A 667-nucleotide genomic window follows, 5' to 3' on the forward strand; every position below is an offset into this window, starting at 1 on the left:
GATAGCGGCCGTCGCCGGCGTTTCACGGATGAAGCGAAGCTGGCGATTGTGGCGGAGAGTTTTAATGGCCGGCGGCAGGTCACGGCCACGGCGCAACGTCACGGGATCACGCGCTGGCAGTTGAACGCCTGGCGCAGAGCCGCGCGGGAAGGACGGCTTGTTCGCCGCTCGGCGAACGACTTTGTTCCAGCCCTGGTGGTTGGCGATCCCGTTGTTGCAATCACGCCGCCTGCGGCGACTGTCGCTGTGCCGCCGTCTATCATGGGCCATGGTCGCATGGAGGTGGTGAGTACGAACGGCCGGCGTGTGATCGTTGGCCAGGATGTCGATGTGGACGTTCTGCTGCGGCTAATGCGTGGTCTGGAGACATTGCGATGAACCCGTTTCCGATGGGAACGGGCATCAAAGTGTGGCTGTCGACCGGACATACAGACATGCGGTGTGGCTTTCCTTCCTTGGCCCTTCGGGTGCAGGAAGTTTTGAAGCATGATCCACTGGGCGGTCATTTGTTTTGCTTCCGGGGCCGCCGCGGTGATCTGATAAAATTGATCTGGCATGATGGCCAGGGCGCATGCCTGTTCACGAAAAAATTGGAACGCGGTCGGTTTATCTGGCCGAATGTGGAGGGCGGTGCGGTGGCAATCACGCCGGCGCAGCTCTCGTATTT

The 667-nt window shown here is 60.6% G+C and carries 2 protein-coding genes; both read left to right on the forward strand.

Going from position 1 to position 667, the window contains the following annotated elements:
• On the forward strand, positions 1–378 hold a 378-nt coding region (gene tnpA, locus AC244_RS34800; protein WP_053253366.1), incomplete at its 5' end, for an IS66-like element accessory protein TnpA.
• Positions 375–667 (forward strand): IS66 family insertion sequence element accessory protein TnpB (tnpB, locus tag AC244_RS34805; protein ID WP_053253367.1); only part of this gene is annotated, 293 nt, incomplete at its 3' end. The genes tnpA and tnpB, both read left to right, overlap by 4 nt.

It is taken from the genome of Ensifer adhaerens (assembly GCF_001270265.1).
GTDB classification, from domain to species: Bacteria; Pseudomonadota; Alphaproteobacteria; order Rhizobiales; family Rhizobiaceae; genus Ensifer; species Ensifer adhaerens_B.